The sequence below is a fragment of the Huintestinicola sp. genome, from assembly GCF_051882455.1.
Classification (GTDB): domain Bacteria; phylum Bacillota; class Clostridia; order Oscillospirales; family Ruminococcaceae; genus Huintestinicola.
On the sequence record NZ_JBJERV010000066.1, the window covers coordinates 1 to 7753 of the forward strand.

At 47.6% G+C, this 7753-nt stretch carries 6 protein-coding genes and 1 tRNA gene; 3 read left to right on the forward strand and 4 right to left on the reverse strand.

Annotation, left to right across the window (positions count from 1 at the left end):
- Nucleotides 1-205 precede the first annotated feature (205 nt).
- Nucleotides 206-484 carry a helix-turn-helix domain-containing protein gene (locus ACI4J0_RS08840; RefSeq protein WP_439765451.1) on the forward strand — a complete coding sequence of 93 codons (279 nt, stop codon included), beginning with the start codon at nucleotides 206-208 and terminating at the stop codon, nucleotides 482-484.
- 48 nt (nucleotides 485-532) lie between these two features.
- On the opposite strand, the gene ACI4J0_RS08845 is transcribed toward ACI4J0_RS08840, so the two are convergent.
- The 3 genes from ACI4J0_RS08845 to ACI4J0_RS08855 form a co-directional block, all read right to left on the reverse strand.
- Complete coding sequence (locus ACI4J0_RS08845) at nucleotides 533-2815, reverse strand: diguanylate cyclase (protein WP_439765452.1); 2283 nt, start codon at nucleotides 2813-2815, stop codon at nucleotides 533-535.
- A gap of 214 nt (nucleotides 2816-3029) precedes the next feature.
- On the reverse strand, nucleotides 3030-3800 hold the full coding sequence (gene hisA / locus ACI4J0_RS08850) for a phosphoribosylformimino-5-aminoimidazole carboxamide ribotide isomerase (RefSeq protein ID WP_439765453.1): 771 nt from the start codon (nucleotides 3798-3800) through the stop codon (nucleotides 3030-3032).
- Between the two features lie 21 nt (nucleotides 3801-3821).
- Complete coding sequence (locus ACI4J0_RS08855; protein ID WP_439765454.1) at nucleotides 3822-4466, reverse strand: HD domain-containing protein; 645 nt, start codon at nucleotides 4464-4466, stop codon at nucleotides 3822-3824.
- 357 nt (nucleotides 4467-4823) lie between these two features.
- Between ACI4J0_RS08855 and ACI4J0_RS08860 the strand changes: the two genes are divergently transcribed.
- Nucleotides 4824-5897, forward strand: coding sequence for a GGDEF domain-containing protein (locus ACI4J0_RS08860; RefSeq protein ID WP_439765455.1), 1074 nt, complete (start codon nucleotides 4824-4826; stop codon nucleotides 5895-5897).
- Between the two features lie 168 nt (nucleotides 5898-6065).
- Here the strand turns inward: ACI4J0_RS08860 and ACI4J0_RS08865 are convergent.
- Nucleotides 6066-6142 (reverse strand) — tRNA-Pro (locus ACI4J0_RS08865).
- A gap of 237 nt (nucleotides 6143-6379) precedes the next feature.
- Between ACI4J0_RS08865 and ACI4J0_RS08870 the strand changes: the two genes are divergently transcribed.
- Entirely contained in the window at nucleotides 6380-7666 is a 1287-nt protein-coding gene (locus tag ACI4J0_RS08870) for a hypothetical protein (protein ID WP_439765456.1), read from the forward strand.
- Nucleotides 7667-7753: the final 87 nt, after the last annotated feature.

Genomic DNA, 7753 nt, shown 5'->3' on the forward strand with positions numbered 1-7753 from the left:
TGCTTTTTGTGTCATTATTTTTTTAGGTGTTGCACTTATATTGTAAATCTATCATAGATAGATCTCCAATTCCTTTCATACAAGCTTTTATGATATAGCTTAGTTAAATTTTAACTAAGCTATATCAATTATATATCAAAACAACCTATTTGTCAATATTTTTAGTTAAAAATGCTATAATAAAAATATTGGAGGTCGGATGATAATGAAGCTCGGAGAAAAGATACGCAATGCCCGTGAAGATATGGACTTATCGCAGACAGATATGTCAAAACTTATTCCTATGAATCAGTCGAACTACTCCAAAATAGAAAGAGACATTCAGGAACCGAATATGGAACAGCTTAAAAGGATATGTCAGATACTGAAATTAGACCCCAGATATTTGCTTGACCTTAACGAATTTGAATTTGTAACCACCCTTGACATGAAACTTCTAAAAGATATAAAGTCTCTCATCAGCAAACACAAACAAGAAAAATAACGACCGCTTCTGCACATTTTCTCATGCAGAAGCGGTCAAATTATAATATCACTTTTTCATAATATCCGGATTTTTCCTCTTTTTGTCCTCGTAAAGCGCCGAGTCGGCATAGTCCATAAACTGCTGTATATTAAGCTCGGGAGAGCATACCAGCTCGTAAATGCCCACGCTTACGGTAACATTGTAGGGCTTGGGGCTTGCCTCGTTGTGAGCGGCGGCAATGCTCTTGATACGTGCGGGGAGCTTAGCGATTATCTCCCTGTCGTCGCAGATGGCAAAAGCGGCAAATTCATCTCCGCCTATGCGGGCGACCACATCGGAATTTCTGAGACTGCTCTTTATCACATTAGCCGCAGTAACGATAGCATAATCTCCGTCCTCGTGACCGAAGCCGTCGTTTATTTTTTTCAGGTTGTCCAGGTCGCCGAAAATGACCACCGCCTGCCTGCCCTCGTTTTCGGGAGCCTTGAGGATACGGTTTGCGAACACGTAAAATCCGCGCCTGTTGTAAATGCCCGTAAGCTCGTCGGACATGGACATACGGCTGAGCTGATTGTTCCTGTTCTGTATCTGGTCAAGGGAGCTTTCAAGCTTCGCCACCAGATTTATGAGCTTTATGGCAGTGCATATCTGGGGAGTGATGGAATATATGTACGGGAAGTACTCGTTCTCAAGCTCAAACACCATGACCCCGTACTGCTCCTCGTTCATATACAGCGGAAAGACCACCATAGTCCGCCGCCTGTCGGGAGGGGTGTACATATTGTCAAGTATGGCGGAGGAGGATATTTTCTGCGCCTCGCCATTAAGTGTTGCAAGCTTGTCGCCATCGTGATACGCCCTGAGAAGCACCGTGTCGGGCAGTATCCACCTGCTCTTTGCGCTGTGGAGCATAGGCTCCTCGTAAACGTAAATATAGCTGCTGTCCACATGAGCACGGTAAAGATTGTTCACCACCGCAAAGAAGCTTTTCTCCACATTGTTGCCGAAAATGGTCATATCCTTGGTGATGTTGCTTATAAGGAAATGAGTGAAGGTGATATCGTCCACCTTGCTGTAATGAATGCCGACTATCCTCTCAGCCGCCGCCTCAGTGATATCCTCGGTGATGTTGTCCACGCTTATCATTCTCTCGGGGCACTTGTCCGAGCAGAGAGTTTTTGCGGCAACTCGTGTATTTTTGGCAATGCGAAGCAGCGCCTCGGGAGATGTAAGCTCCAGAGTCTCGTCTCCCAGAAGTCTCAGGAAAACGGATTTCGAGAGCATTTCCTCGTCCCCCCCGTTGCCCTGGGCAAATTCCAGAACGGCGGAAAGGAATTTTCGCAGTTCAAAAAGCGCCTCGCTTCGTGTAAGCAGCTCATCATAGCGCTGTATCTGAGCAGAAAGTATCTCATCGGCAATTTTAAGGGAAGCGTCGCCCCGTGAAGCAGCCTGCTCCGCAGCGGAAACAGCCTGTCCCTTGCAGCCGCATGAAAATCTGAAAACGGGAGAGGAACCGAGACTGATATCCTCCACCTTTTCCTTCTTAGCCAGACGAACAGCCTCCGCCACAGCTCTGTAGCCCAGAGCGGAAGCGTCCGCGCGGACGGTGGTAAGTCTGGGACGGAGCGCCAGAGCCACCTCCGAATCGTCATAGCCCGTAACGGCGATATCCGTGCCCACACGCAGACCTCTGCGCTCAATAGCCTTATATCCGCCCTTGCACATCATATCGTTGGCAAAGCATATAGCGTCTATCCTGCCCTCGTTCCTGTCGATAAGGTCCCCAACGATATCCACGCAGTATTCGGAAAATTTTCCGTATGCCACCATTTCAGGGTCGAACTCAATGCCATTCTCGGCAAGGGCTTCCTTGTAGTAGCCCAGGCGCTCCTCAGCGTCGGAATTGCCCTTGGGACCGCTTACAAATGCGATATGCTTTCTGCCGTGCTTTTTTATAAGATGGGAAACCAGCTCCTTAATGCCGCTTCCCGAAAGCCTTACGCAGGGATATCCCTCCACCTTGTTCTCCATAGTGAGGATAGGCAGACCCTTGTAGCCGTCCAGAAAGCGCTTGAACGCCTCGGGAGTAACAAAGGAGCCTACCGTTCCCGCAGAAACTATGACAGCGTCCAGAGCTTTCGAGGAAACATAGCTGTAGACCACATTATTCTGATACTCGTAGGCTGTAAATTTCTTATCGTCAAGCTGGCTGTTGAGGGAGCGTCCCGGGAAAATAGCCAGGTTAACGTCAAGCTCTCTCGCCGCCGCAGCAGCACCGTTCAGGACAGATTTCGAGTAATCGTTATCAAGATGATGTATCATAAGACCTATCGTTAACCTTTTTTTCAAAACAGCTCACTCCTTTGCAGCGACGTTACGATAATCGGTGAATTATTTATATCATACCATATTTTTCAACGTCATTCAAGTAGTTTTGTGAAACTATTACAATGTTTTTTTGACATCTTTCAGTCCAATAATTTGATGATATATTTTATTCGGCTATGTCCGAAAAAATACGGAGAAGCCCGCAGACCTCTCCGTTATTTATACTATACTTTTATTAGTTCATCTCAGCTATCCTCTCAAAGCTGAGCCTTCCCCCGAAAATATCCAGGGCACTGCCCACAGTAAAATCCACATTGCCCTTTCCGAGAGCCCGAAGCAGCTCAATATCCTCATATGAGCCGATACCTCCCGCATAGGTGGAAACGATGCCCTCCGTGTTTCCGAGGAGCGAAGCGATGCCCTCTTCAATGCCCTTCTGCTTGCCCTCCGCGTCCACGGCGTGTACCAGAAATTCATCGCAGTATCCCTTGAGCATAAGGATATTCTCCCTTGTTACCTCCATGTCCGTAAACTTCTGCCACCTGTCGGTAACTATGAAATATTTCCCGTCCCTTTTGCGGCAGGACAGGTCGAGAACGATATGCTCCGCTCCCACAGCGCTTTTAAGTCGGTCAAGCCTTTCAAAGCTGATGCTGCCGTCCTTGAAAACATATGACGTGACAATAACATGGGAAGCTCCCTTTTCAAGGTATTCCGAGGCGTTTTCATCGTTCACTCCCCCGCCTATCTGCATTCCCCCGGGGAACTCCGCAAGAGCCGCAAATGCCTGCCTGCGGTCAGCTTCATAATACTCCGAGCCTGCGGGGTTGAGGATAATTACGTGCCCCCCGCTAAGCCCCCTGCTTTTGTACAGGCGGGCATAGAGATCCCCTCCCTGCTCAGAGACAAAATTCTCGTCAGCATGGGAGTTTTTGTCCGCAAGACTGCCCCCCACTATCTGCTTGACGCAGCCGTTGTGTATATCAATGCAAGGTCTGAATTTCATAATATAAAATATCCTTTCAAATCATTCGTCCCTGAGAAAGCCCCTGCCCAGAGCGTCTTTCAGAGCCTCCTCCATATATTCCCACAGCTCCTCCGAGCCGAGGGAGATGTGCCTGTTTCTCTCGTGTACCTGACTGTAGGAAACGCTGTGCTCCTGCCAGCTTATGCCGTTTTTGCTGAAATTGAGAAGCATGGGCTGCATTCTGTCCAGCGCCGCCGCAAAGCGTGATTCTGCGGTGTCCATCGCCTCAAATTCCTCCCATAAGGCTCTGTACTCCTTTTGCTGGTCATCGGGAAGTATGCCGAAAAGACGGTCAGCCGCCCTTTCCTCACGTTGGCGCTTTGACTTGTAGCCCTCGGTGTCATAGCAGTAGGTGTCCCCCGCATCTATCTCCACAATGTCGTGGATAAGCACCATTTTCATCACCCGAAGGAGGTCAACGGGAACATTTGCGTGCTCCGCAAGTGTCATTGCAAACAGGGCAAGATGAAAGGAATGCTCGGCGTCATTCTCCCTGCGCCTGTGAACGCTGTCGTCCCCCTCGAAGTCGCGCATGGACTCCGACCGCTTCTCGTCCTTTATGATATATGTCTGCCTGTAAAGGCTTTTCATTTTGTCCGCCTCAAGAAGAAACTCTATCTGCTTTTTCAGTCTTTCGGATATCATCAGAACCGCTCCTTAATTTAATTCTATATACATATTATACATCTCCCTCACCGCACTTGTCAACCGAAAAAAGCTGTGAAGTTAAGCTGTCCGATGATTGACAAAGCTATGGCAATATGATATGATATAATACAGTAGTAAGAACCCGTCTTCACAAGCATATGCACACGTCTTTTCGGCAAATTTTGCCGCAGACTGCGTTAAAAATCCTTGCCGGGCGACAGCCCGCCTGCGGATTTTTGCCTTGTCTGCTACAAAATTATGCTCGAAAATCCGCACACATTTCTTGTGAAGACAGGTTCTAAAAAATTTCTTCCGCAAGCTGCAAAATGCAGAAGCAAAAGAGGGTGAGCAGTATTGATAAGATGGTTTGTTGAGCTGAATTTCCCCACGCTGATAATCCTCGTGTTCATGTCAGTCTTTCTGATGATAAACTCGATATTCCGGAGAAAGATAAACAAGACCTTCGGACTGAGCCTTATTGTGACCGTTACCGAAATGCTCGCATACTCCGCCGAGCTTTGGATAGCGGAAAACGGCGGCTCCACATCACTTTGCATATTTTTCTGTGCCATGGGATATGCAGTCCGACCCATAATAATATATCTCTTTGTCAAGCTGTCCATACGCAACGATAATACAAGCGCTTTGTTCCGCCGCCTGATACTTGTCCCCATGTTTCTGAATACTCTGGCAGCCTTTTCCGCATTTTTCACGGATATCGTCTATACATACAACTCCTCGAATGAATTTGTGAGAGGACCTTTAGGATATTTTACCCATCTGGTATGCATATTCTATATGATACTGCTGATGCTGCTGACGATAAGGAGATTCTGCCGCAGAGACTACTCGGAGGGGCTTATAATATTTCTGATAGTGACCGTAAACATCATCGCAATGTACACCGAATCATTTATAGGAATGTACGGCACGGGCAGATCTGCCTATGCGCTGTCCATCGTGTTCTACTATCTGTTTTTCAGCGTTGAAAGCTTCAAGCGGGACCCCCTTACGAACGCCCTTAACCGCCGCTGCTTCTACATTGATTCCGAAAAGCACAGGGAGGAGCTTACAGCCGTAGTATCCATCGACCTCAATGACCTGAAAAAGATAAACGACACCATGGGTCATGCCAAGGGCGACGAAGCCATCTGCACCGCCGTAAATTCCATCGACAAAGCAGTTCCCAAGGGCTGTACCCTTTACCGCACAGGCGGCGACGAATTTATGATACTGTGCATAAGAAAGGAAAAGAGCGATGTGGAAAGGCTGCTGTCGGATATCCGTGCGGAGCTGAAAAAGACCCCCTACACCTGCGCCATAGGAGCGGCATACACAAACGGCGAGGAGCTCGACAGCGTATGCGCCCGTGCCGACGCGGAGATGTACAGGGATAAGCAGATCTATAAATCCAAAGCGGCAATGTAAAAAATACCTGCACATGAAAACCGGCAGGTGTTCTGACGAATATTTGACGAATATTCTTTCTGTAGTTTTAGAATAAACTAATAAATTTTGATAACAAATACAAATCAAATGCAAAAAAAAAGAGCCCCAAAACCAACGCATTTAAGCGGATTTTGGGGTGTTTTATCTTGGTCGAGGTGACGTGACTTGAACACGCGGCCTCTTCGTCCCGAACGAAGCGCTCTACCAAACTGAGCCACACCTCGGTAAATTCCATTATACCATAGAGAAACAAGTTTGTAAATAGATAATATTAAAATTCAGTAAAAATGCACATATTTTTCAGTTTTCATACCTGCGGTCAAAAGTCCCATAAAAAATATAAATTTCCGACATCTGTTCAAATATTATGTAAAATCGCACTTTGGTTGACATTTTATAACAAAATGTAATTTGACAAGCTGCGAACAAACAAGTATAATATTATTCAGAGGTGAATACTTATGTCCGTTTTACCGACCGCGGCGGCAGGCGGTAAAGAAAGCGCTGCCGTACTTTCCATAGTGTTTGAAAATTACCTGAAGGTGGTCAAGCTCAACGTTTTCACAGGCAGCTTCCGCCTGATAAAAACATACCGCGATCATCGCGATAAGGGGGCTGAGACTTCAGGCTCCTTTTTTGAATATGCAAAAAGATCGGTGAGAGAAGGTACCGTTCACAGGGACGACAGCGGAATTTTTCTCAGATATCTGGACTCGGATTACCTTGCAGGCAGACTTTCGGGAGGCACAGGCGGCAAGCATATCATGCTCCACGGTCTCAGATGCCGCATATTCAGCGAATACAAGAATGTGACTATGGAAATAATCGCATCAAAGGACTTCTCCCGTGAACACCCCTGGGCAATAATGGGCATATCCTGTACGGACAAGCTCCGCTCCGATATAGGAGCAGTGCTTGACAAGGCGTACTGCAAGATAGTTCACGTAAGGCTTACCGACGGATATTACGAGCCCGTCTACATGACCGACAGCGAAATAAGCGCCGAGGAGAGCCTTGCTCCCGGAATAGTAAACTGGTTTGCGGGCTTTGCTGTGGCAGGAAACGTTCATGAGGATGACATGGAAAAATTCCTGCGCTTTATGGATATGGGGCACCTTCGCCGCCTTCTTGAAGAAAGGGAGGAAGCTCAGCTGTCCTACCGCCGCAGGATAAACGGGGAATACAGACCCGTATGCATGAAAATAGTCCGCAGCCCGGACTACACCCATGAAGATCCGTGGGCGCTTACATATATATACGAGGAGGACCCCGAGGGAATATATCTTGCCCGGCGGGAAACTTCCGAAAAATATTTCGGTCATTCCGATATTATGACAGGCATACGCAGCAGGCAGTGCTATGAGGAGCTTTGCAGGGAATACGTGAACGCAGGCAGGAAGGAGCCTGTGGGAGTGCTGTATGCGAAGCTGTCCGCCGACCGTGAGGACAATGATACCGCACGAGAAAATCAGCGCATATTTGCCCTTATCCTCATGGAGACCTTCGGCAGGGAAAGGACCTTCAGGATAAGCGAAAACGAATTTGCGGCAGTCTCCTTCGGCGGCAACGGCGAAAGCTTCAGGCGCCGTGCAGCAGGCTTCTGTTCGGAATACATCAGGAACGTAAGCCGAAGGGCAATGACAGGCTTTTTCAGAGACGAAGCGGCTGAAAGCATAACCTCTGTCATGGAGATATGCAAGGAATATGCCTCCGGGGACGTATTTCTCCGGGACGATGACGAATATTAAGCTTGGGTGTGCTCCCTCACGGGGGAGCGCACATTTTTATCGTGATATGAAAAAAGGAAAAGAAATTTCGCAAAAGTTAAATTTTCA